Origin of the sequence: Facklamia lactis (assembly GCF_015863205.1) — a bacterium.
Lineage (GTDB): Bacteria > Bacillota > Bacilli > Lactobacillales > Aerococcaceae > Facklamia > Facklamia lactis.
On record NZ_JACBXQ010000003.1, the window covers coordinates 228,864 to 251,353 of the forward strand.

Consider the following 22,490-nt stretch of genomic DNA (forward strand, 5'->3'; position numbering starts at 1 on the left):
ATAAAAAATCAAGAAAGACAAAGCTTTCTTGATTTATATCCATTGAATATTAGTGGCTTGATCAGGATCTGTCATATGCAAAGTAATATCAGAACCCGTATCTATATCATATTGTTGAAGTATTTCTTCCATCTTATCCATTGCTAATTCTTTGGTATTATTATCCCGACTTAAATGGCCCAAATAAACATTTTTGGTTTTATTCCCAATTAAATCACGAATTGCTAACGCTCCATCTTCATTTGATAAATGACCTTTATCACTCAAAATTCTTTGCTTTACAGACCAAGGATAAGCTCCATAACGTAATAACTCAACCTCATGGTTTGATTCAATTAGATAGGCATCTGCATCTTTTAATTGGCTTCTTAATCGATCCGATACATAGCCTGTGTCGGTTAACATGACAAATTGTTTCTTCCCTTTTTGAAAAGCATAAAATTGTGGTTGAGCAGCATCATGGCTCACGTTATAACTTACAATATCCAAATCACCCATTTCTAACATGGTATCGGGTTCAATATATTGTTTATTTTCTGGTGCAATATGTCCTAACATTTTCTCCATTGCTTGCCACGTTTTGTGATTAGCATAAATAGGAAGATTATACCTCCGAGATAAAACCCCCACTCCATGAATATGATCTTTATGCTCATGAGTTACAAAAATAGCATCTACTTGACGGATGTCTCGATTTATCTGCTGAAATAACTGTTCTATTTTCTTGCCACTTAAACCAGCATCTACAATAAAACGCTTTTGTCCTGTCTCAATATATGTACAATTCCCACTTGATCCACTCGCAAGAATAGAAAAGCGTAAATCACTCTTATCAGCAGCAACTTCTTGCATCACGGCTACAGCCGAGTCTTGCTGATAAGTCGAATACAATTGCTCTTGTAAATTTATTTGTTTGTTACTAATTTTAAAAACCTCCAGAATGCGTTCCGCCACCTGATCCTCCCATAGACCCTCCAGAAAAACCGCCACCGAATCCTCCTTGGTTATTTCCTTTAAAGCCACCTGAAACTGAGCTTTGAGGAGCTACACTTTGGACCGTTTGATTCACTTGACTCCGAATGAGGTGGCTAATCAAAAACGGATGATTTAGACCTGAATAATGACGACTTTCCGCTAATAGTTCTTTTTCAGAAAATTCCACTTTTAAAGCATCCACAACTTTATCAGCAACTCCCAATGAAGTAGCATAAACTAAATATTCTTCCCATAAAGGCAAACTCGCTATTTCTCTTGCTTTAAAATTCCCAATATCTTTTAACATCTTACGAAATCCTTGCCACATATCATGCATATATGCCTGATCTTTTGTCATGATAGGATGTCTCCACCACTTCAAACCTAAAATCAAATTCATCACTAAAGCAAGTATCTGCCCAAATAAAATTAAACTAAACCATTTTCCAAAAGATAACTCTCGACTGATAAAGGAAGCATTTAAGATAATGATAGATAATACAACAGATAAAACAGTCACTATGCTAGAAAAAACAAGCAGAAAAAGAATTTTGTGATTAGGAGGAAGCGTTTTTCCACGGTATTGCTCTCGATCAACTGCTAAAAAAGATTTAAACTTTGTCCAATGACTATTTTGTCTTGTGTGAAATTGATTATTTCCTTCAATATACTCATCTAATTCTTCAATTGTTACTTTATTTTGATCACCCGCTAAAGTAAAGTATTCCCATACATATTTCTCATGTGGCTCTAATTCTTTTGGCAGAGCCTCTTTAGTAACTAATTTCGTAATTTGAATCGTTTTTTGTTTCTTTTTTTTGCTTTGAATAGACTCTAATTCAATAATCTTTTTTTGAGCTAAGTGTAATAATGTGGCCGCAAAGTCATCTACATTAGCATTCGATCTAAAATATCGATTCGTCACTTGCGCTGGTGTGATCTTCTCAGGAAGTTCATATATATAATCCGGTACATATTGAGGATGTGGGTTCCATTTTTTTCGCTGAGAACGATAATATAGCTCATTAGCAAAAGAAAGCAAAGGAGCAAAGAGTGCAATTAAAACAAGTGCCCCAATAATCAGAAAGCGTGTCTTTTCTACATCTGCACGATCCTTATTTACCTGAGCCTCAGATTGATCAATAATTTTTTGCAAACGATCTTCTTTCACAGAATTAGAATTAAGTTTTGTCCACTCTTTTGGAAAAACAATATGGCCTTCAACAAATTGATCACTCTGACGAGCTGGCACTTCAAAATAAACCACGCTTTTACCATTTTCATTTGTTAAATCTACTTCTCCTTGAGGTGCACCATATCCCCAAGCTCTCAATTCTTCTTTCTCTTTAGCTTTTTGCGGAAATTCTACTCTTATCTTAACATCAGTTGTATCATCAGTACTTCCAAACTTTCGCAATAATTCTGCTGTATCATTATAATTGGTTACTAATTCTTCTAAAGTATATTCATAGACAAAATATAAACTCTGCTCTCGAACCGGATAGTAAACTTTTGCTTCTGCTATTCCTTTCTGATCAACTAATTTATAATATCCACCTTCTAAGGACGAAGATTTTTCGGAAATAAAATTAATAGGATTCCCTATTTGATCTGTAATTCCCACTTTAAAATCTAATAAATTATACCCCTGATGGTCTAACGTAAATATTGCCCCATTCATAAATGTTACATTATACTCTTGATAATCAAGAAAAGTTACACTTCCATCTTCATGAACCTGGACATCAATATATTGCTGATCAATGCTAAATTCCACTTCTTCGGCGGCAACTGCATCAACAGGCCGTACTATTATGGATAAAAAAAACAAGAGAAAAAATATTAATTTGACAAGTTTTCCTTTTAACATTAAACTTTTCCTCCTGCTTTTTAATTTTCTTTTAAATTCTCCATCCATTTTGTTTTAGGGTCTAATAGACCAACTAATTCACGAATTGAAGACTGTAAAATATCCGCAATAGAGCCATGCACCCGATATAAATCTGCATTATATGAATGTGATAAACTTTCTAAAGCTTCCATATCAAATTGATAAGTGTATCTTTGTTGTATAGTAGAAGTAGCGTTTAAAGCTAATGCATATGAGATATTTTGATCCCATTGGGTCACATCTCCCATGGCTGGAAGATCATATTTATTACTTTCTTGTAATATCTGATAAAAACGAGTCCATTTCTTTCTTTGTTCTAACTGATGATCTGTTATAAAACTTTGTCTTGAAATTAATATTATCAAAATGACAATAGCAATAATATTTAGGCTGGATAGCAAAAGACTCCATCCTAAATGCTGCATAGCATCCCATTTAAAGACATCGACCACCATCATAATCATAATCATTAGCGCTATGAATAGCCATAGACTTCCAGTCAACACTAACCATCGTTTGAGACGACCTGGAACAAAATTTTCATGGACACTTCGTAATTCAACAGCATCAACATATTTTTTCCACCCTATGATTTTTTGTTTTCGATAGGTTTTATTCTGTTTTAGCTGAAAAACCATTTCTTCGACCGTTTGACTCATTTTATGCTCGACCGTAAATAAATGATAAGCATGTCTTTCGTGCGTTTGTAATAAAGAAATCGGAGGGGCATCTTCCACTTGAGACACCATAATAGTGTAACCACTTCGTGTTTGACTATGACTACGCTTAGCCATTCTTACAGGCATTAATTTAAGATAACCTTTTCTACCTAATTCAAGTAAACAAGCTGCTAAACTATTTGAATCTGGCGATTGTTGATAGACTAATGACTTAACGATCGCTGGGGAAATATCTTCGGGAGGAATTTTCACAGACAACAAATCCGACATACCTTCATCTAATGGATTTTCTTGACGTTTAGTATAATAAACCCAATATAAAATGATAGTTATCAAAATAGGAATAAACACCCATGCTAACATTCTATTTCTTATGTCATTTTGTTTACTTTGGATATCAGTTTTTTCTTGCTCACTTAGCGCTTGTTCATGTAAAATAATTGCCTCTTTTCTTTCTACTTCCACTACTTGTTCATTGTGTGGTGTAAAAGATTTAGGAAAGAGAGCGTGTAAATCAATTTTTTTTGATCCATATTGACTATAAGCTACCTCTATATTGGAAATAGATTTGCCATCCTTGACAATCGTATCAATATATTTATCTTCTTGTCCATGAACCCACATCTTAAATTCACTCTGATCTGAAAGATCACCAGGCAATATTAACTGAACTTTTATGATTTCTCCATTTTCTACTGCTTGTGGGATCCATGAACTATTATAGTAAGCTATATCTTGATAATTTGTTACTAATTGGTCTAATTCATATTCAATAATAAAAGTTGTTTTCTCATTTGCCAAAGGGTAGCTGATCACAATCTCAGCATTATCTTTTTCTTGCTTCATCTGAAAAGATCCTGCAGCTCCGCTACTCGTTTCTGACAAATAGGTAGGTTGTGTTGCGCCTTCTTCTAAGACTCCCACTCGATAAAAAGAAATCTTTTGTGAATTAGTAGGGATCTGATAAGAGACCTCTGGTAAATAATTAGCATCATATTTATATTGTAATATTAATTTTGTTTTACCACTAGCATCTACTTCCGCACTCGCCTTTTGCTCTAATAACTGATAGTCGATATCTTGAGCTTTAACAGTCATATTAAATTTCCAAGACAAAGTTCCAACCGTCAATAAAAAGCCAACTATAATCAGATAAAGCCAACATAAATGATGGTTTAATATTAATTTTTTAGGTAAAATCATTTTTAACATCCCTCATCATTATTCTTAAAACATATTCTAACAGCTTCACTAATTGAATTATAGGCTGTTTCTCTAGCATCAACATCATAATTCAACAATTAGAGGAGTTAATTTTTCTTTAATTGGTAAAGGCCTTGAGATCTACAACATTTCCCCTGATAGCATCTACTAAAACTGACTGAGTTTGGCCACTTTCTCTTCGAAAATATATTACTTCCCATGCTGGATGGTAAACATTAAAATCTTTAGTTGTAACCGATTGGTAGTAACTTAATTTGAAGGAAAAAATCTCTGCATCATTAGGTAAAGTGGTATCAATACGATTCTCAATGATTTCTAATGCATTCTGAGAAGAAATTAGCTCTTTTTCTTTCTCTAAGCGAAAAGCTTCAGTTTGATAGGTCTGCATATAAGAAATCATATTATAAGAATTGTCTAACAATATTCGCAACTCAGCAGTCCCATCTGATATGGGGATTGATGGTTCTTCAGTTGATGCAGGTTCTTGATACCCCTCTTTAGTGACCATTCGAATAATAATTAAATTTTCCTGCGGTGAATACCAATGATTCAGATATTGTTCTCCATGAATAAAGAGACTTTCATCCATTAATATATTTTCTCGAATCCATAAAAAATCTTCTCTGGTCAATTCTTGAGAATCTTCTCCTAGTGAAATATCTAATTCAATCGGGTTAGTAAACTCACTCGATAATACCCCTTCTGGTGAAATACTGACTGTTTGATTTTGTAATTGATGACGCTTAGCTCTTAACTCATTATTAGGGGCGGTTTTCACTACTGCTAGTTCAGGTTGTTGACTATCTACGTTAATAGTATTTAAAATTTCAACTCCCCGAGCTTTCATCTCTTGGACTATATTCACTTCTTCCGTAGAATCTTGTGAAATCATTTTTAAAGAGCCTCTTTCTATCAACAAATAACCTAGATAAAGATCAAAAATCACAAAAAAAGCCAATAGAAGCACTTGTATTCTCTTAAAGTCCAATCTAATCCCCCTTTCTGCTAAAGCTAACTAAATCAATGCTTTGTTTTTTTGCCTATTGTCAACCCAAAGAAACGATAACATTTCTTCATCAAATAGATTTATTCCGTTACCTGCTTTAGTCACTAGCGCTGATGCGTACTTCTCAGAAACTGTTCCATCTTTGATCTGATCAATCGAATAGATCTCATTGCCAATCACAAAAAACCATTTAGGTATTAGTGTTACTTTTTTAAAATTTTCCATCTCTTTTTGCCACTCAAACCCTAACAAAATTTGATTAAATTGAGAAAATTTCAAATGATTATCTTCTAAGATCTTACGTATCTCTTGTCCAGATTCAACTATTTGAGATTGCGATTGATCGGAAACATGCGTTCCTAAAATTAATAGCGACATCTGCAATCTATCTAATGATGCTTGCGAGCCTTGATATTTTAAACTAACTTTATTCGCTCCATAATCAGGTAATTCAGGATGAGCAAAAATAGGCATACCCGCTAAATATCTCCGATAAGTGATCATATTTCCTTGTTCTGAAAAGAAACGAAAGCCCATATTCCAATAGGTAAAATCTTTAACAATTTCAAGACTACCTGTTACTTGATGATATTGACTGACTAGTTGAGATTCTGACCGACTAGGGACATTTTTTTGAGATCCTGATTTAGAAACTGTCATCATATTGGTATCATCATCAATCATCAAGGAAGAAACAAACGTATGGTAAGAGCGTATATTATTAGCATCAGGTTCAGTGATATCGAATGCTTCTCCTTCGAAAACCGGTTCTATAAAAATATTTTCAGGAACTTTCTCTAAAGTATAAACTTGGCTAGGAGAAGCTAATACTGTTTTAGGCAAATAAACAGTATCCCTATTAATGGTATATTCATCCATTTCAATCCAAGTTTGAGCAACTTTATCAAATGAATCCGATAAAGTTGACAAATTAATTGTATCATTTAAATGGGCTTCTAAAAAAGACTTATTAATAGAATCTACCAAATATACCTTACGAGAGTCATCTTTGGGAATAATAATACGATTAATCTGAAATTGTGTTTCAACTTCAGAAGAATCTCGAATTAAATCAGACAGTAATGGTAAAGCTAATTTTGTTATATAAATAAATTGATAATGATCCTTTTTCATGATATCCCCTAATTCAACAGGGTTAATTTGGGGTTGATTTCCATCTAATTCAATTATCGGTTCCTCAACAGTATCACGAATGTCAGCCATTATTTTCGATTGGTGAACATAATAGTATCGTCCCTTTTCTCTAATCATAATTTGATGGGGGCTCATAATATCAGATAATTCTGGCTGAGCAGCTTGAAAATAAGTATCCTCAATAATTGAGGTTTCTACTTGAGGCTTAAGTTCTTCATTAACAGCAATCCGTTGATACAAATCATAAATTGCCTTTGTATCAATTAAAAAATAGGTTAATAATACATTCAATAAGATAAAAATCACTAAACATACTGAAATCCAAGAAGGTTTTTTCATCACAACTCCTCCCACCCATCATCAAATTCAAACTCTGTGTACGGTAATGAAAAGCTAAATTTAGAGCCGACATTTTCTTCACTTTCGACCCAAACTCTTCCGCCATGTAGTTCAATGACTTCTTTAGAGATTGCTAAACCTAAACCTGTCCCTCCTTGCTGTCTAGATCGAGCTTTATCGACTCGATAAAAGCGATCAAAAAGAAAAGGAATATCCTTCTGATTAATTCCCAGCCCTTGATCTTCCACACTAAAAACGACATGATCCTGAAAATCAGCTAAAGTCACAACAATTTCGCTACCGTCTGGTGAGTATTTCATAGCATTATTCATTAAATTATCAATCACTTGAGTCATACGATCTTGATCAATCTCAACATATATTTCTTTTTTGGTTAATAACCTTAAAATTTTATACTTACCTTTATTTCCATCATTTTCAAGCGTAAACTCAATACGATCAAGTATATAGTTAACTAATCGCTTGAAATCAATATATTCAAAATTGGGACGGATTTGTCCACCGTCTAGTTTTGAAAGATCCAACAAATTTCCAATCATTCGAATCATACGATTACTTTCAGATTGAATCACTTCCAAAAACTCTGGTGCAATTTTTTCATCTTTCCATGCCCCATCAATTAATGCTTCGGAATAAGACTTAATGCTGGTTAAAGGTGTCCTTAACTCATGGGAAACATTTGAGACAAAATCTCTTCTCTCTTGATCCGTTTTTTGTTGTTCGGTTACATCTTGAAGAACACAAACAAGACCCGTAACAAATCCTGTTTCTCTTCTGATCACCGAAAATTCACACTTCAATATAGAAGGAATCCCGTCTACCATTTTATGGACCATGACCTCGTGATCTCCACGTAATAAATTCCCTAACTGATAATCTTGGTCAATTCCTAACAAAGTTAAGATCGGTCGCCCAATGGCTTCATTTTGATTCATATCCAATAACAACAAGGCTCGATCATTGACTAACAAAACATTCCCGCGTTGATCTGTCCCAATCACACCATCTGTCATATGACGAAGAACACCATCAAGTCTTTGTTTCTCTGACTCGATCGATTCTTGAGCATCCCGCACCTTAAAAGCTAAGTCATTAATTGTAACAGCCAATTCTCCAATTTCATCATGACCATACACTTCTGCAGGATAGTCATATATTCCGTCCGAAATGCGCAATGCTTGCTGCCTCATATTCTCAATCGGCGTTGTGATTCCTTGTGATAATACAAAAGCTAGAATAAACCCCGCAATAATCGCCATTACAATTGCTCTTAAAAATAAGTTCGTTATTTTTTCTCTTTGTTCATTTAAATGTTCCATTTCAGATTCAAGAGCGATTACACCAAGGAATTTTTTTTCATCTTTAGTATTTGAAAACAAAGGCTTTAATATATAATAAGGTTGTTGTAAACTAATAAATTGATCATCCTCAATTGGTCTTCGATTAATCAGCACATCCCTAATCAACTCATCATTAGTACGAGTTCCCACAGCTGATCGCTCTGCTAAATTGCTAGTAGCTAATAAATAATCTTGAGGATTTACTATTTTTATCGTTGTTGGATAAGTGGAACTGAAAGAATCCAGCGCCTGGGATAGGCGCTGGTTACGGTCGGTTGTAGTTTGTTGCTCATCTTCTAAGATTGAGACCACATTATTTGCAAGGAAATCAACTTGAGTATTAATTTGTTCTTTCATTGAAGTGACAGTCTGTGTCTCTAATTGATCTAGAAAATAAATACTAATAAACTGAAAAACAATAAATAAAATCACTACAAATAGTAAAGGGATTTTTACATATATCGATTGAAAAGCGGAAAATGAACGCTTCATAAAACGACTCCTAGTCTTGTTCTGGATTCTTTAAAAAGTAACCTACTCCACGCCTTGTAATAATATAGCTAGGGTGGCTAGGCGTATCTTCAATTTTTTCCCGTAAACGCCTTATGGTAACATCGACTGTTCTAACATCACCAAAATAATCATAGCCCCAAACCGTTTCTAAAAGATGTTCTCGAGTCATCACCTGCCCAATGTGTTTAGATAAATAATGCAAAAGTTCAAACTCTCGGTGAGTCAGCTCAATTTCTACTCCACGTTTAGAAACAATATAGGCATCCTGATGGACAATTAAATCGCCTACTTCAATATCATTCGATAATTCAGCTTGCTGTTGTTCTTCTTCCCTCACTGTATTGCGGCGCAAATTGGCTTTAACGCGAGCAATTAATTCACGATTTGAAAAAGGTTTTGTAACATAATCGTCCGCCCCTAATTCTAAACCTAATACTTTATCAATTTCAGAATCTTTAGCTGTTAACATAATAATCGGAACAGAACTTGTTTTCCGAATTTCTCGGCAAACCTCTAATCCTTCAATTTTTGGCAACATTAAATCCAATAAAATTAAATCAGGTGAATTGGTAGCAAATTTCTCTAATGCTTCTTCTCCATCAAAGGCTGCATCTACTTCAAAGCCTTCATTTTTTAAATTAAAAGTAATTATGTCTGAGATTGGTTTTTCATCATCAACAACAAGAATACGTTTCATGCTGTCACTCCTTTATACGATCTCAGCTAGAATCAATCTATATAAGACCTTTTTTATCGAAAAAATACAATACCTTCTTTATATTTTTTCTACCATTATTATTATTATACCTATCAATTGAGATTAGTCAAAACGTATTCCATATCATTTCTTGACTAAGAGACCAAAATAAAAGCCCCTCCTCGTTAACAGGAAGGGACTATAAATTAGAATACAATGACTGGAGTTCCGACTTCAACCATTTCAAAAAGTTCTGACATTAAGGCAGGAGGGGTATTAATACAGCCTTGAGAACCCGCATACATGTATACGTCTCCTCCAAAACTAGATTGCCAATTAGCATCGTGTATTCCTTGACCGGTATCATCAAATGGCATCCAGTATGAAACAGGTTGGCGATAATCATTACCACGTTGCTGGTTAACTCCTACCAGTGTAGCGTCTTTCTGTTTATCCCAAATAGCATAGGCACCTGGTATTGTTGGAGTTGGCGGATCCGCATCAGCCATACCCGATACAATCTCTGCTGAAAATAATTGTGTTCCATCTTCGTAGTAATACATCATTTGATTAGTTAGATCGACTTCAATATAGGTAGAGCCTATATCGTCACTACTGTCTGAATTATAACCCGTCCCTGAAATAGCCGGTTGACGTTTGACATCTTTATTTCCAGATAGATCAGCGATAATATTTTGAACTTCAGTTTCACGATCAATGGACCAACCAAGTGTTCCGGGTTGAACTGTAACTTCACCTTGTAAAGTTGATTTAAACTTACGTTCTTTAGTGTAAGTTGCATGTTTTTCATTTAATTCTGTTAAATACTCATCAATGGCAACTTCATCAAAAACGACATTGTTACTTGGATCAAAATATAGCCACTCCAAAATTTTCTCTTGAGGTATTTGAACCTCTTTATCCTCAATCTTTAAGACGATTTCCTTGTTTGTAATGCCTTCTATCATATCCATGGCTTTCTCAATCCGTTCATCTTTAGAGGTGACAGTTGGTTGCGCATATGCTTGGTTCAACTCAACCGTTGTTTCATTATCTTGAATAGCTTTCAAAATGGTCTGAGAAACTCTTTCTAAATCGAGTTGAGTCCCTTCCTCTGCCTCTTCTACTTGGTAGCCAGTAGCTTCTGAGTATGTAATAGTAGCATCCGTCGGTGAAGTTCGTTCATCATTACTAATCCCCAAGTTATTTAAGGATTGTTGAACACTTACTGGGTCTAGATGAACATGTTCTTCTAACACATTATTATATTCTGTCGAAGAGAAATAACCGGTAACCCATTTATTAGGATTTTGTGATAAGTATGAATTTTCTATCACTTCATCTGCATCAATAACAGCACCTAAATCAGCAATTGAAACTTCACCTAACTCTTTCCCATTTTCTTTTAGCAGAATTTTTCGCTCTAATACTTCTTCTTCAATTTTTTTCTCGGCTTCTTCTAAAGTTAGATTACTAATATCTACATCTCCAAAAGTAGTATTTGCTTGAAACTTCTCTGCATAAAAACCAATTCCCGCACTATACGCTACCCCTAAAAGTACAAGTGTTATAACGGTGATGATTATTCCTTTTTTCATTCCTTCACCTCTTAGATTATTCTATCCTATTCAAATACGTATTTTAACATCTATTTGTGAAATTTCTGTTAATATTTAGCTAATATTACACTTTATTCCTACAAATTCACTATATACTTGACAAGAAATCATTATTCTCAGACTCTTTCCGAATCATTAACAGACCATCTCCTAATGGAACTAAACAAGAACGATGATTTTTAGCGGGTAAAACGAGCTCCAAAAGTTCATTTAACTTTCTATGTATTTTACGCACTCGCTTAGGTATATCAGCCTCGTCATCTAAGACTGTTCCAGCTTGAAAGATATCGTCAATAATGATAACCCCGCCTACCGATAATAATCTCATACACTCCGGTAAAAATTCAACATATTTCGCTTTAGCTGAGTCCATAAATATCAAATCAAAGCAGCCACTTAATTGGGGAAGCTCACTAGCCGCATCCCCTTCTATCATCGTAATCCGATCACTTAAACCTAATTTTTTAAAATTTTCTTTTGCTCGTTCGTACATCAGTGGATAACGATCTATCGTTGTTAAATGCCCTTCTGTTTTTAAATGTTGGGCCATCAAACTAGCAGAGAATCCAACCGCTGTTCCAATTTCTAATATTTTTTTAGGTTGAGTAGTCGCGCAAAAAAAATCAATAAATTTTGCTGTTTCATGCGGAATAATAGGAATTCCCTGCTTAACAGCATAATCCTCTAATTCACCTAGTCCATTCTCAAATCCATTCTGTTTTTGACGCATAAAATCAACAATTTTAGGAATTACTATTGGACGGTGCATCATTTCATTTAGCATTGCTTCCTCCTAATTCTCATTAAAAAATGAACGAGATAGACTCATCTCGCTCAGATTGTGCTTTCTGATTCTCCATCATTTATTGTTTAATTGTCATCGAGCTCAAAGTCACTTTCACGTCGATCACTCTCATTTAAGAAAGCATGCAAACTAAATTCTGTCTCTATAGCATATGAAGGATCGTGTGTAACGTGAATTCCCCGAATACGACCATTTTCAACATTACTTGTTGTCAGAACATAATCATTCATTCTTACAGAAATTCTCTCTTCATCATCTGGAACATATCCAATCACTTGAATCATTAAACCAGCAATCGTATCTACCTCTTCAGAATCTAAATCCTCATCAAAATAATGATTATATTTTTCTAAAGTAATGACACCATTAATATAATAATTAGCATCATCAATCTTTCGAACTACGGTTGCGGTAATATCTGACTCATCATTAATATCGCCCACAATTTCTTCAATCAAATCTTCAAGGGTTACAATCCCTTCCACTCCACCATACTCATCTCGCAAAATAGCCATATGAGTTTCTTCTCTACGAAATTCTACCAAAAGATCGTCAATATAAGCAGTAGACGGAACAAACAATGGTTCATTGGCTATCGCCATAAAATCAACATTATCAAACCCATTTTTTTGTGCTGCTTTTAATAAAGACTTAACATGTAGAACCCCTATCACATTATCCTTACTTTCCTCGTAGATAGGTAATCGAGAATAGGGACTTGATAAAATTTCAGATAAAATCTCTTCATAATCATCTTCAATATCAATCATTTGCGTATCTGTTCTAGGAACCATTACTTCACGTGCCAATTTTGAATCCAGTGAAAGAACCCCTTCTAGCATGGCATATTCAGCTAAATCAATTGCACCTTCTGCCTGGCTTTGATTCAGAATGGCTACCATTTCTTCCCGCGTAAATTGTTCATTATCCGCATTAAAATCGATCGGAGTTATACGCTTTAAAAGACCCGTTGACAGAGAAAGAAGTTGTACAAAAGGCTTAAAAATTCTTTGAATCCCTTCCACAACTCCACTAGTGGCCATAGCAACTTGATCTGGCATTTGTAAAGCCACCTGTTTAGGGTATAGCTCTCCAAAAACTAAAGTAATATAAGATAAAATAACTGTCACCACAACAATCGATACGGTCGTTGCTCCAGGAAAATTAGGTATCCAGTGATTAAAATATTCTGCAAAACTTGTAGCAGCCGATGCACTTGATAAGAATCCTGCAAGGGTGATCGCAACTTGGATAGTTGCTAAGAAATCATCCGCGTTTTCAATCAATCGAAGTACTCGCTCAGCTTTTTTATTTCCTTCTTCTTCTGCCATCGCTCGCATTTTTGATTGATTAATAGAAACAAATGCTATTTCTGCTGCAGCAAAAAAAGCATTGATCCCCGTTAAAATAATGATGATCATTAACTGAAATATAAGTGAATTCCCCGAGGAGTCCATAATTTTTTTCATTTCTCCTTTAAATACATGAGCTTGTATATACTTGAACTAACTTGAAGTAAAAATTCTGATTACTTTCATAATAGGTAAACTTGACCAAAAAAGCAATACTTTCTATTTGTTATGGCTTTTTTTATATTAGAAATTAATGAGCCTGGTTTTCGTTTTTTTTAATCTATGGTATGATAGTGTCTGTTAATAAACTTTCTATAGATGATATTAAGAATAGGAGTTCTTATATGATTGATGAATTAATGGCCCCTAAAGATACTATCATTAGCATTCCTCAGACAATGAATTGCTTAGAAGCTGTTCAAATTCTTGAAGACAACAGTCTACGAAGCGCTCCTGTTTTAGATGCTAGTAAGACAATATATCGGGGCAATATTTACCGATATCATATCTACCAATACCATTTTCACCATCCTGAAGAAGACTTAAAGCAAATCCTCGTCACACGTTTTCTTAAAAACACCACCAAAGTAGTTCGTATTACCGACACAATTCTTGACTTATTCTTTGCAGTAAAAGATCTCCCCTACGTGGCAGTTCTAAATGCCGATAATGCTTTTATGGGGATAATACGCCATCAAACGCTTTTATCTTTCTTCAATCAATCTTGGGCAATGAATGAAGCTGGCTATCTTATAATGGTTGAGTCTTTAGGCAAAAAAGGAGATTTAATGCAGCTATGTCGTTTAATTAATCGATATACTGATATTGTATCCTGTATGACACTCGATCGGAATGTCTACCATAACCGGTCAACCGTTGTCTATCAATTACCGAAAGACTTAAATATTCTCACTTTTCAAACCCTCATTAAATATCTAGAAAAAAGACATTATAACGTGCAATATTGGCAATTTTAAACTAGAACGAGTCATGGAAAGGGGAAAACCCTAATCCATGACTTTTTCTATAAATCTTGTAAAAACAGATTATTCTCTATTTCATATGATAATTCTGTTGGTTCTCCATGCCCTGGGAAAACTTTAAATGTTGGAGACAAAATTAATATTTTGTCCTTGAGGCTTTGATTCAAATCATTGGTATTGGCATTTAATAAATCAGTTCTTCCCACTGATCCTTTAAATAAAACATCTCCAGAAATCATAAAAAGATCATCCTCAAACAAATATGTTACATGTCCCGGACTATGCCCAGGTGTATGCAATAATTTCATATCAAAGCCCTCTATTTGATGATTCCCCATATTATCATTATCCCAATAGTATTCAGCAGGTCTTTGGATAACTTCTCGATTACTAAATTTCGATAAATTCAACTGAGGATCTAACAAAAATTCTTTCTCCAACGAATGAATATATACTGGTATTTTATAATAATCACGTAATTCATCCAAAGCTCCAATATGGTCATAATGAGCATGAGTGAGTAAAATTGCTTTAGGTTGCCACTGCTTCTCATCAATCCACTGGATTAAAGTCTCTGCTTGAGCTCCTGGATCAAATATCAAAGCATCATTGTGATTGTTATACACTACATAGGTGTTTTCTCTTAACAAACCTACCGTTTTATAAGCAACTTGTAACATTCTTGCCCCTCCTAAATATATATTCTCGGAACTCTTGCCCCTATACTGGTCACTATCTCATATGAAATAGTGTCTACTTGCCTTGCAATGCTTGAAGCATGATTATTTAACCCTCCATCCATTCCAATTAGTGTCACTTCTGTCCCAATTGGAAAAGCCTTTGGTAAGCGAATCATCATCTGATCCATATTAATCACACCTAACACAGAACACTTATAGCCTTCAACTAAAACTGGAACGCTATGGTACGCTCTCAGCCAACCATCAGCATAGCCAATGGGCACTGTGCCAATCCATTCTTCTTCCTGACTTGTATAAGTAGCTCCATACGACACTGACGTTCCAGACGGTACTTTTTTTACGTAAACTAATTCGGAAACGAGTTGTAAGGCAGGCTGTAAATCTAAGGCTAACATCTGATCAAATGTTGCGTTATGTTCAAATTCTTCGTCACAATACGTTTCTTGTTTTATAACCAAATCTTTAGGGTGCAACCCATACATAGCAATCCCCAAACGTATAATATCTGATTTTTGATTATAGTTTGGGTACATCGCCATAGCCGAATTAGCAAAATGGCGAATTTTAACAGATTCAGGAACTTCTTCCAAAAGAAATTCCCACCGTTCCCATTGCTGTTGTATATATGTACTCGGTCCTCCTCCTGCTGTAGCAAAGTGAGTAAAAACCCCTTCCCAGACAGCCCAAGTAAATCCTTTAATCTGTTCATAAAATGTCCGTATATCTGTTTTCGATTGTAAACCAATTCTAGACATACCCGTATCCAATTTCAAATGAAATTTTAATTGATAAAGATTCAATAATTCCGTTTGTTCAGAATGTTCTAACTGCTCATAAGCTTTCACGAAAAAATCAATATTACTCACTGTTATGGTGATATTATAATGAAGAATTTCTGCAATTCCATATGGTGAAGTCAAACCAAGGACTAAAATAGGCACTTGGATCAGCCCTGCTTGTCTAAGTTCGATCGCTTCATCAACTGTTGCCACACATAAACCAGTAGCTCCGGCCTCTAAAGCAGCTTTCGCAACTGGAACTGCTCCATGACCATATCCATCCGCTTTTACTACAGCATAGATCTCCTGATCTACTGTGATAAGGCCACGGAATTCTTTTATATTATGCGAAATAGCACTCAAATTAATAATCGCCTGTGTCGGACGATGTTCACTAGCAAAATTCATAATCCATACCCCAATTTCTATTTACTTAATAAGAACTGCTGAAGTTTTTTTTCAATTATGACAGAATCTAAGTCAATAAGAACCATAGAAATTGCAAAATCTCGACTATGACTAATTGACACTTTTACAGACTCAGCCAATGGTCCGGAAGAAAGATAGGGCTTCCCTTGATTGTCTGATAAGATTTCTATATCTGTAAATTTCAACCTACCGATTCCACATCCAATTGCCTTTGAGTATGCTTCTTTAGCAGAAAATCTACCTGCTAAAAAACTAAAACGTCGACTGCCTTGTAATCGTTCAAACAGCAATAATTCTTTTGGAGCTAGAATTCGTTTTGCAAATTGCGAGTGCTTAACATAAGCCTGTTCGATCCGCTTAATTTCAACAATATCGGTTCCTATCTCCATAAATTTCTCCTTGCTCTTTTATGAATGACGTTTTTTCACTTTAAAGTTTTTGTTACTTTTCTGATTTGATATTCCTGATTTTCTCTTATCATTTTTAGAGTAATTACTTCTTCCACCTTTGGCATTACGCTTGTCCCGATATTTGCTGTTACTACGTTTCTTACGATCAGCATTTGGTAAAGGTTTTTGAGGTGAGATAGAAACTTCAGCTTGATTAGTTTCTACAATTAATTGCCCCAATAAAGCTGCTACTAATTCATTAGCTTCATAATGTGTCAATAGGATTTTAGCAGTATTATAATATTCAGTCACCTGACCCTCTGCTAACAATTGATTCGTCTGGTCAATGATCTGTTGCACTTGACCTTGCTGTGCCTCTTGAAGAGTGGGTGGTTTCATAGGCAACATTTGCTTACCAATTAGGTTTTCAATTGTACGCAAATAACTCATTTCATTGTGAACCACAAAGGTTAAGGATAATCCTTCATTCCCCGCTCGTCCAGTTCTACCTATACGATGAACATAAGATTCTGGATCTTGGGTAATGTCATAATTATAGACATGAGTAACTCCTGAAATATCTAAGCCTCGGGCAGCAACATCAGTAGCAACTAATAATTCTACCTCGCCTTTTCGGAATAGATTGATGACACTAGAACGTTTCTGCTGTGTAATGTCACCATGAATAACTTCTGCATTATAACCTCGCAGGTTTAAGCCTCTTCCGACTTCATCCACTCTTTTTTTAGTGCGACAGAAAATAATAGCTTGTTTTGGCATTTGAACATCAATAAATCGTGTTAAAATATCAAACTTCTCATCATCCCGACACTTTGTATAGTATTGTTCAATGAGATCAGCAGTCATTTGTTTAGCCTCTATTTTAACATGAGCAGGCTCTTTTAAAAACTGATCCGCTAAAGAGCGAATAGCTGCTGGCATCGTTGCAGAAAAAAGCAACGTTTGCCTAGATGTCGGGGTTGCCGATACTATAGATTTAATATCTTCAATAAAGCCCATATTTAACATCTCGTCGGCTTCATCCAAGACTAAAGTTGTTACATCATTTAGCTTGAGTACTTTACGGTTAATTAAGTCTAAAATGCGACCTGGTGTCCCCACAATTATTTGTGGTTGATTTCGCTTAATTCTTTCTATTTGTTTTCCAATAGGAGTGCCTCCATATACAACATATACTTTAGCTCTTACCCCTTTTCCTAAGCGATATAGCTCTTCTTGTACTTGAATAGCAAGTTCTCGAGTAGGAGCCACTACTAATCCTTGAACGGATGATTGTTTACTATTTAATTTATTAAGTAGTGGCAATCCAAAAGCAGCTGTCTTCCCTGTTCCGGTTTGAGCCTGTCCAATCAGGTCTCGACCCTCTAAAGCAACTGGAATTGCTTGCTGCTGAATCGGTGTAGGTTCCTCAAAACCTAATTCATCTAAGGGGCTTAAAATTTCTTGTTTTAAATCTAATTCTGTAAATTTCAAATAATTCTTCCTTTTCTTTATCTATATTCAATTGCGCTATACATTATAAATGGGACTAGGCAGTACGGCCCAGTCCCACTAACATCTATATTTATGAAGCTTTCGCTAAATAAAACACCTTTACGAAGGCTTGATTATCGTGTTGTAATACCGGTTAATGCCGTCACAACTTTTAGTAAATCAACACCAAAGCTTGATTTAACTAGGATGACATCATCGTTTCCTGTCTCTCGTTGAAGAACATCAATTAAACGTTGATGGTTCGCTTTTTCATAAAATAACTGTTCCGGAGCAAATTTTTGTTGCAGTTCATCATATAAATAAGCCATCTGGTCGCCAAACAAGTATACCTTATCTAGACCCTCTACGTCCAGTGAATCTTTTAAATCGCGATGATATTCTTCACTATTAGGTCCTAATTCACGAATATCTCCCAAAACGGCAATTTTGCGTCCAGCGCCCTCCATTTCAACATGAGCTAAGGTATTTAGGATCGCTCTCATAGACGTAGGACTTGCATTATAAGCATCATTAAGTAACCTAGCCCCATTTTTAGTTTCTAACCACTGTACACGATTAGCCGTCAGCTCAAACTTTGATAATTGAAAAATTGCTTGTTCTGTTGGCACTTCTAACATAGTTGCAATACTTAACGCTATGAGAGCATTGCTCACATTATATGCTCCTATAATGGGAATTGTACATAATACATTCTCATCAATGTTTGTTCTAAAAAAAGTCTTATTAAATTCTTCATAAATATCATAAGCATAATATTCATAACTACTATCATACCCAAAACGATACTTTTCAAACGCTCGATCCTTTGTCTCTAATTCATCCTCTATTAATGGTTCGTCACCTGGGTATAGGAACTTTCCATGCTCTCTCATTCCATCTATAATTTCTAGCTTTGCTTTAGCAATCCCGGCACGGTTTCCCAAAAATTCTAGATGACTTTCTCCTATAAGGGTTATAACCGCAATATCCGGTTCCGCTATACTACTTAATTCGTGTATTTCTCCAAAGTTACTCATTCCCATTTCTAACACACAAACCTCTGTATTTTCTGGCATCTTCAAAATCGTATACGGCATCCCAATTTCATTATTGAAATTCCCTTGTGTTTTGTGTACAACATATTTCGAAGTAAGACTCATAGCTGTCATATCTTTTGCAGTAGTTTTACCGTTACTGCCTGTTATTCCAATTACAATCGGATTAATGAGATGACGATAATAATTTGCTAATTCATGTAAAGCTTTTAAAGTATCTTCTACAAAAATAACATGTATCAAATCAGTAGGTGCCGCTTCTTTCTCATCCGACCATAATGTTGCACTGGCACCTTGCTCTATTGCTTGATTAATATATGAATGTCCATCAGTCGCTCCCCCTACTAAAGGAACAAAAAGTGCCCCTGGTTGTACTTTACGGGAATCAAATTCAACACTTTCAATGAATGGATCCCGTTGGCTATTTATTGAAGCTTCTACATGATCGAGTTGACAAACGATTGTTTCAATACTTAACTTTTTCATATACAGTGCTTTCCCTTTCCTATTCCTGACTTTGTGATTGGGAAGTTCTTGACTCATAGCGACGAAGAGCTAGTTGCAAAAGTTCTTCTACTAAATCTCGAAATTCTAATCCCGTAGCTTGCCAAAGACTTGGGTACATACTATACTGGGTAAAACCTGGCATCGTATTGATCTCATTAATATAAATATCTTGACTAGCCGTTACAAAGAAATCGACTCTCGACAATCCCGCCCCATCAATTGCTAAATATGCTTTTCTTGCATAATCTTGAATTGTTTGAGTGATGTTATCTGGTAATTGAGCCGGTATTTCCATTTCTACTGTGTTATTAACATACTTTTCAGAATAATCATAAAAATCTTGCTTCTTAATTAAATGACCCACACATGAAACATGGATATCATCATTTCCTAAAACCGCCACTTCACATTCTTCTGCTTGAATCCCTTGTTCCACAACAATTCTGCGATCATAATGAAGCGCTTCTTCAACTGCTTGAATTAAAGACTCCTTGTCTTGAACCTTACTAATTCCTACACTGGACCCCATATTAGCAGGCTTAACAAACAGTGGATATAGAAGAGTTCCCTCTGCTTTTTGTATCAATTCTTCTTGTTGCTTCTGCCATTCAATATCATTAAAAGATACATAAGGTACTTGTGGGATACCCATTTGAGTAAAAAGAGCCTTAGAAATAATTTTATCCATTCCATTTGCTGAAGCAGTAATCCCTGCTCCTACATATGGCATATTTAAAACTTCTAAAAAGCCTTGAATTGTTCCATCTTCTCCGTTAGGACCATGAAGAACAGGAAAAACAATGGTCTCCTCTTCTTGAATATCCCCTGGACGAATCGCTACACCTTTTGAAGGATGATTACCTTCTGACCATTCAGCTTGATCAGCAATAGTTAAGATTAATTGCTGGTCACTAAAACTTGGTTGTTTCAATTCAGGCCCCTTAATCCACTGCCCAGTCTTAGATATATATACAGGTTGAACAGTATATAAATTATACATTATTGATTGTGCGATATTATGAGCGGATATAATAGAAATATCATGTTCAGCACTCTGTCCACCATATAATAAGATAATTTTCATTACAATTGTTCCTCCATGTCATCCTTAGAACTGATAATTTTATTTTTAAGATTCCAGCTACTCAAGTTTTCTTGATAGATTAATTCTCCAATTTGTAACTCTTTAGGCAACATTCTTGTCAAGTGTGTTAATTCATCCTCTATGATATATAAAGGAAGATACCAATCATTGTGAATAGCATATGCTTGCTTAAAGTCGATTTTAAGCCCATTCATAAACAAAGGACTTAATCGTTCAACTATCTCTAAAGGTAACGGCGATACCTTATGCTTTCGCCTCATCAACCAATGAGCATTCTCATTTAACATCTCTTCCATATGTTCAGAAATAGACCTTTGAAAGCGAGGGTAGAAATGGACCATATGACGATAATAGGTTTTAGTCAAGCCATTGGGCATCGTTAAATAAACATAGTTATTCTGTAATTTATAAAAAAAGGGAGATCTTAATGCTTTATTAGCATGAAATAAATATAATAACTCCGAAATCTCATAAGGGGTCAGTTGGTGCATCATTTCAATACTATCAAAATCAATCCAATTTGACATCCGGCGCTGTTCTTTATGACAGAGATCAATATAATCGAAAACTTCTCCTTGACCGCGTAAGATTTTAAAATCCGTTTGAACGTCAAAGCGCCCAAACTCTTCAGGAGCATTTGCCAAAATAATATTTTGAGGCAGGTACTGCTGAGAGAAATCTTTGACTGTCATTGTGATTCCTCGAGTCATAAAATGATTTGTAACTGAATCATAATGTACATATAAATTTAAACGACCCATTTTCTACCTCCTTTCTAAAATCATTCACTCTATTGTACGCTTTCTATCACTAATTAGCAAAGAGTTGTTCTCGCAGTATTCTTACATATTAAAATTCTACCTTAGGAACTTCTTTTGATTCGTTCGGAGCTTCTAAATATCCTTTTTCGTGAAAACCATGTAGCGAAGCCACAAAATTATTAGGAACCATTTGAATTTTCTGATTATAGGTTTGAACACTTGAATTATACAATTGCCGCGAAAGTGCAATTTTATCTTCTGTTTCTTCAAGTGAAGATTGTAATTGTTGAAAATTACTATTTGCTTTTAAATCAGGATATTGTTCAGCTACAGCAAAAAGCCTTGATAAAACTGAAGATAAATGATTAGATTGATCATTGACCCTCTCTGGGCTAACATTATCAGAAATATTTACCATTTGTTGTCTCGCTTGAACCACGGCTTCAAGCGTCTGAGTTTCATGTTGAGCATAACCTTTAACGGTCTCTACTAAATTAGGTATTAAGTCATTTCTTCTCTGTAACTGTACATCAATTTGACTCAAAGCCCCTTCTACCCCATTGCGAGCTTTAACCAGACTATTATAAATCCCTACCCAAAATAAAATCAATACCGCGATAATAATTAGTATTATTAAACCTATTTGCATATAGTCACAACCTTTCTATTT

At 35.1% G+C, this 22,490-nt stretch carries 19 protein-coding genes; 1 reads left to right on the forward strand and 18 read right to left on the reverse strand.

The window, feature by feature from the left end; genetic code table 11:
• Window positions 1-33: 33 nt before the first annotated feature.
• From HZY91_RS06620 to HZY91_RS06665, 10 genes are all read right to left on the reverse strand, one after another.
• Window positions 34-852: an MBL fold metallo-hydrolase gene (locus HZY91_RS06620; RefSeq protein ID WP_197115529.1), complete on the reverse strand. Its 819-nt coding sequence runs from the start codon at window positions 850-852 to the stop codon at window positions 34-36.
• Window positions 853-925: 73 nt separating this feature from the next.
• A complete protein-coding gene (locus HZY91_RS06625; protein WP_197115485.1) occupies window positions 926-2,845 on the reverse strand; it encodes a DUF2207 domain-containing protein in 1,920 nt (639 codons plus the stop codon).
• A gap of 20 nt (window positions 2,846-2,865) precedes the next feature.
• Window positions 2,866-4,749 (reverse strand): DUF2207 family protein, encoded by a 1,884-nt coding sequence (locus tag HZY91_RS06630; protein WP_197115486.1) that lies wholly within the window; start codon window positions 4,747-4,749, stop codon window positions 2,866-2,868.
• 118 nt (window positions 4,750-4,867) lie between these two features.
• Window positions 4,868-5,758 carry a two-component system regulatory protein YycI gene (yycI, locus tag HZY91_RS06635; RefSeq protein ID WP_197115487.1) on the reverse strand — a complete coding sequence of 297 codons (891 nt, stop codon included), beginning with the start codon at window positions 5,756-5,758 and terminating at the stop codon, window positions 4,868-4,870.
• Between the two features lie 27 nt (window positions 5,759-5,785).
• Window positions 5,786-7,270: a hypothetical protein gene (locus tag HZY91_RS06640; RefSeq protein ID WP_197115488.1), complete on the reverse strand. Its 1,485-nt coding sequence runs from the start codon at window positions 7,268-7,270 to the stop codon at window positions 5,786-5,788.
• On the reverse strand, window positions 7,270-9,123 hold the full coding sequence (locus HZY91_RS06645; RefSeq protein ID WP_197115489.1) for an ATP-binding protein: 1,854 nt from the start codon (window positions 9,121-9,123) through the stop codon (window positions 7,270-7,272). The genes HZY91_RS06640 and HZY91_RS06645 overlap by 1 nt, the downstream gene beginning before the upstream one ends.
• Window positions 9,124-9,133: 10 nt before the next feature.
• Window positions 9,134-9,841 (reverse strand): response regulator YycF, encoded by a 708-nt coding sequence (yycF, locus tag HZY91_RS06650; RefSeq protein WP_197115490.1) that lies wholly within the window; start codon window positions 9,839-9,841, stop codon window positions 9,134-9,136.
• Window positions 9,842-10,047: 206 nt separating this feature from the next.
• The gene (locus HZY91_RS06655; protein ID WP_197115491.1) at window positions 10,048-11,439 is read right to left on the reverse strand and encodes a L,D-transpeptidase family protein; all 1,392 of its coding nucleotides are present in this window, start codon (window positions 11,437-11,439) and stop codon (window positions 10,048-10,050) included.
• A gap of 109 nt (window positions 11,440-11,548) precedes the next feature.
• Window positions 11,549-12,244 carry an O-methyltransferase gene (locus HZY91_RS06660; RefSeq protein ID WP_197115492.1) on the reverse strand — a complete coding sequence of 232 codons (696 nt, stop codon included), beginning with the start codon at window positions 12,242-12,244 and terminating at the stop codon, window positions 11,549-11,551.
• 86 nt (window positions 12,245-12,330) lie between these two features.
• Window positions 12,331-13,722 (reverse strand): hemolysin family protein, encoded by a 1,392-nt coding sequence (locus HZY91_RS06665; RefSeq protein ID WP_197115530.1) that lies wholly within the window; start codon window positions 13,720-13,722, stop codon window positions 12,331-12,333.
• 239 nt (window positions 13,723-13,961) lie between these two features.
• On the opposite strand from HZY91_RS06665, the gene cbpA reads away from it, so the two are divergent.
• On the forward strand, window positions 13,962-14,594 hold the full coding sequence (gene cbpA, locus HZY91_RS06670) for a cyclic di-AMP binding protein CbpA (protein WP_197115493.1): 633 nt from the start codon (window positions 13,962-13,964) through the stop codon (window positions 14,592-14,594).
• A gap of 47 nt (window positions 14,595-14,641) precedes the next feature.
• Here cbpA and HZY91_RS06675 read toward each other — a convergent pair whose 3' ends face one another.
• From HZY91_RS06675 to HZY91_RS06710, 8 genes are all read right to left on the reverse strand, one after another.
• Window positions 14,642-15,280 (reverse strand): MBL fold metallo-hydrolase, encoded by a 639-nt coding sequence (locus HZY91_RS06675; RefSeq protein WP_197115494.1) that lies wholly within the window; start codon window positions 15,278-15,280, stop codon window positions 14,642-14,644.
• A gap of 11 nt (window positions 15,281-15,291) precedes the next feature.
• Entirely contained in the window at window positions 15,292-16,488 is a 1,197-nt protein-coding gene (gene alr, locus HZY91_RS06680; RefSeq protein ID WP_197115495.1) for an alanine racemase, read from the reverse strand.
• Window positions 16,489-16,505: 17 nt separating this feature from the next.
• Window positions 16,506-16,898: a holo-ACP synthase gene (gene acpS / locus HZY91_RS06685; RefSeq protein WP_197115496.1), complete on the reverse strand. Its 393-nt coding sequence runs from the start codon at window positions 16,896-16,898 to the stop codon at window positions 16,506-16,508.
• Between the two features lie 18 nt (window positions 16,899-16,916).
• Window positions 16,917-18,392 carry a degradosome RNA helicase CshA gene (gene cshA, locus HZY91_RS06690; RefSeq protein ID WP_197115497.1) on the reverse strand — a complete coding sequence of 492 codons (1,476 nt, stop codon included), beginning with the start codon at window positions 18,390-18,392 and terminating at the stop codon, window positions 16,917-16,919.
• Between the two features lie 134 nt (window positions 18,393-18,526).
• The gene (locus HZY91_RS06695) at window positions 18,527-19,933 is read right to left on the reverse strand and encodes a UDP-N-acetylmuramoyl-tripeptide--D-alanyl-D-alanine ligase (protein ID WP_197115498.1); all 1,407 of its coding nucleotides are present in this window, start codon (window positions 19,931-19,933) and stop codon (window positions 18,527-18,529) included.
• A 19-nt stretch (window positions 19,934-19,952) separates the two neighbouring features.
• Window positions 19,953-21,038: a D-alanine--D-alanine ligase gene (locus tag HZY91_RS06700; protein WP_197115499.1), complete on the reverse strand. Its 1,086-nt coding sequence runs from the start codon at window positions 21,036-21,038 to the stop codon at window positions 19,953-19,955.
• Complete coding sequence (locus HZY91_RS06705) at window positions 21,038-21,820, reverse strand: hypothetical protein (RefSeq protein ID WP_197115500.1); 783 nt, start codon at window positions 21,818-21,820, stop codon at window positions 21,038-21,040. Before HZY91_RS06705 ends, HZY91_RS06700 begins: the two co-directional genes overlap by 1 nt.
• Before the next feature lie 88 nt (window positions 21,821-21,908).
• Entirely contained in the window at window positions 21,909-22,469 is a 561-nt protein-coding gene (locus HZY91_RS06710; protein WP_197115501.1) for a LemA family protein, read from the reverse strand.
• Between the last annotated feature and the right edge of the window lie 21 nt (window positions 22,470-22,490).